This window comes from Intestinibacter sp. (genome assembly GCF_034113885.1).
Lineage (GTDB): Bacteria > Bacillota > Clostridia > Peptostreptococcales > Peptostreptococcaceae > Intestinibacter.
Map to the genome: position 1 here is coordinate 1 of NZ_JAXEWM010000123.1, position 2,586 is coordinate 2,586.

The following is a 2,586-nucleotide window of genomic DNA, read 5'->3' on the forward strand; positions in this document are numbered from 1 at the left end:
ACATCTGGCATCAATTTTTAAAAGAAAAAGCTTCACAAATAAATTACATAAGAGACTTTTTGGGCTTAACTGACGAGCTAGCTTCTTGCCTAAAAAATATAGGAGATGAAAATTTAAAACTCTATTTGCCAAATTTAGAAAACTATTTGGACGGCTACCGAAAAACTCATAAAAATAAAGAGGACATCGTATACTGCGGTAAAACATCGCTCCAATACTACTTCAATATGATTTTATCAGAGGTAATGAATGATATCTTTAGAGAAAAATTTTTAAATACCACCAGAAAAATCGTCTTTCTGCCTGGATGTATGACTCAGACAAATACACCTTGTAAAAGAGTCTCCACTTCATATGGAGGTAAATGCAAGCACTGTTCTCGTGATTGTAATATAAATAAGATAGATTCACTCGGTGATAAATACAATTTCGATGTATATATAATAGAGCACGAAACAACCCTATCATCTTTAGATACTAGAGACAATAAAAATATCGGTATTGTCGGAATTGCATGCGTCCCTAATCTGATTTCAGGCGGTTTTAAAGCTCTTAGACTTGGATTTATTCCACAATGCGTCTTGCTAGATTACTCTGGCTGCTCTAATCACTGGCTCGATGAAAAAATCATGACTAGTATAAACGTAGATAGATTATTAGAAATTATTACCATAAAATAAACCCAATTTACATTCCAATACAGTTCTAATACAAATAAAGCGTAGAAATCTCAAATCGAAATCTACGCTTTACTTATACGACCATGGAAATTTTTTTATCATATTTTATAATGTCCTTAATTTTTAAAATATATTTCTTCTATCTTTTTTTCAGCAAGTTTAATTGCCTCCATCACGTCATATCCCTTTTCCATATATATTTTAGCTATTTCTATTAATTCATCTATTCTTTCCAGCATAAAATATCGCACTCCTTAGGATCAAAACATCTCTTAAAATACACTTACTCTCGGATTAGTTTTATTTAAAGGTTGATATTTTATTTATTAGATAAAACAGTGCAAATAGCCTTCTTAAAAATCAAATTTTCTTATTATAAAATTTTACATTATTCGATATACTTATAATTTACAAAACCACATCCCCTAGAGTTCATCTCCATTATCCCGCAACCTATAGCCATATACGCCAACGCCTGTGCTCTATCATTATCTGCTATATATAGATTGACTTTGTCACCTAATAGCTTTATTTTCTTATATTTCACAGAAATAGGTTTTCTATTTTTTAATTCTATTTTATCAAAAAGCTTGAAATCCTCATCCATTTTAGTGCCAGTTATTATATTGTATTTTTTGACTAAATTTTCCTTTAACCTCTTTTGATAATCCTCCATCGACATATTATCTCTCCAATAACCTGTGTCATTTTTTATTATAGCTGGTGTTAAGGAGTAGATTTTTTCAATAGGCTTTTGAGGCAGAATTTTTAATTCGCTGGATAATGCTTTTATAAAACGAGTTTGAACATCTAATAGTGAATTTGAGAAAAATTCTGCCAGTTCAAAATCTACTGTTCTTATAGTTAATGTGTATATTTTTCCTTTTTTGTAAATCTGATCTCTTTCTGCTGGATATGGGAAATCGAAACAGTAAAATTTGTATTTGTTTTCATTGTGCATGTCTAGTAATTCTTGTCTTTTTGAAAAACTATAGTCTATTAATCCACATACCTTTGGTTGTATATCGCTTACATGTATGTTTTCTTTTAGTAAAATTTTTATTCTAATTTGTATTACTTTCAATTTTTTCCTCCAAAGTTTTTTTCTTACTTATAATAATATATTATTTTCTTATATATAGTTAATTTTTTCTATATAAAATATATTATAAATTTAAATATACTTAATCCAAATAATATTTATTAATTTTTAGCTTTTTCTATAACAATTAATATTTTCTGTTTGAATCATTATTTTATTGGATTTAGTTCTAAGATAGGAAGTATAGCTTCTGGACCAGCTTCTCCACCAGCCTTTCAATCCTTATTTTACTGGATGTAAATGATAAAATATAAATATCCAAAAAAAGGAATATAAAGCTGAAAATAGATTAGAAACTAGACTTATCAAAGTACAAGGTCTTAATCATTGATGAAATAGAATATTTACCAATTGATACTGATGCAGCAAATTTATTTTTCCAGCTAATCTCTAAAAGATATGAAAAGCATTGCACTATAATAACTACAAACTCTAATTTTTCAAAATGGAGTGATATTTTTGGATCAGCAGCTATAGCCAATGCTATTTTAGATAGATTACTTCATCATTCTCATATTATTTCGATTAAGGGATCATCATATAGATTAAAATCTAAGCTGAAATACTTAGAAAATGCTTCTATGAATAATTCTTAAGAGTAGATTTTTTGTACATAATTACTTTGCATTTTTTATAAAAAAAATATATTGCAATTTACAGAAGTTATTCTTTTATAGAATTTAAAAAAGAAACTGGAGGCATACATCCAACGTTCTAATCCTTGTTTTAATGGAAGTTATTCTTTTATGCCTCTACTGTAGAATCATTTGTATCTATATAATACATGTTCTAATCCTTGTTTTA

The 2,586-nt window shown here is 27.9% G+C and carries 3 protein-coding genes and 1 pseudogene; 2 read left to right on the forward strand and 2 right to left on the reverse strand.

What is annotated here, in order from left to right; translation table 11 throughout:
- A partial coding sequence (locus SPD90_RS07450; protein ID WP_320924805.1) for a DUF116 domain-containing protein occupies positions 1-680 on the forward strand: 680 nt, incomplete at its 5' end.
- 116 nt (positions 681-796) lie between these two features.
- Here the strand turns inward: SPD90_RS07450 and SPD90_RS07455 are convergent.
- Positions 797-919: a hypothetical protein gene (locus SPD90_RS07455; protein ID WP_320924806.1), complete on the reverse strand. Its 123-nt coding sequence runs from the start codon at positions 917-919 to the stop codon at positions 797-799.
- Between the two features lie 149 nt (positions 920-1,068).
- Positions 1,069-1,764 (reverse strand): CRISPR-associated endoribonuclease Cas6, encoded by a 696-nt coding sequence (gene cas6 / locus SPD90_RS07460; protein WP_320924807.1) that lies wholly within the window; start codon positions 1,762-1,764, stop codon positions 1,069-1,071.
- Positions 1,765-2,096: 332 nt separating this feature from the next.
- Here cas6 and SPD90_RS15330 point away from each other — a divergent pair.
- Positions 2,097-2,378: pseudogene (locus tag SPD90_RS15330) on the forward strand (ATP-binding protein); the annotation flags it as partial.
- Between the last annotated feature and the right edge of the window lie 208 nt (positions 2,379-2,586).

What these genes read in the sequence shown, in the direction of transcription:
- SPD90_RS07455 (WP_320924806.1), bottom strand. Translation starts at nt 919, where the DNA reads ATGCTGGAAAGAATAGATGAATTAATAGAAATAGCTAAAATATATATG.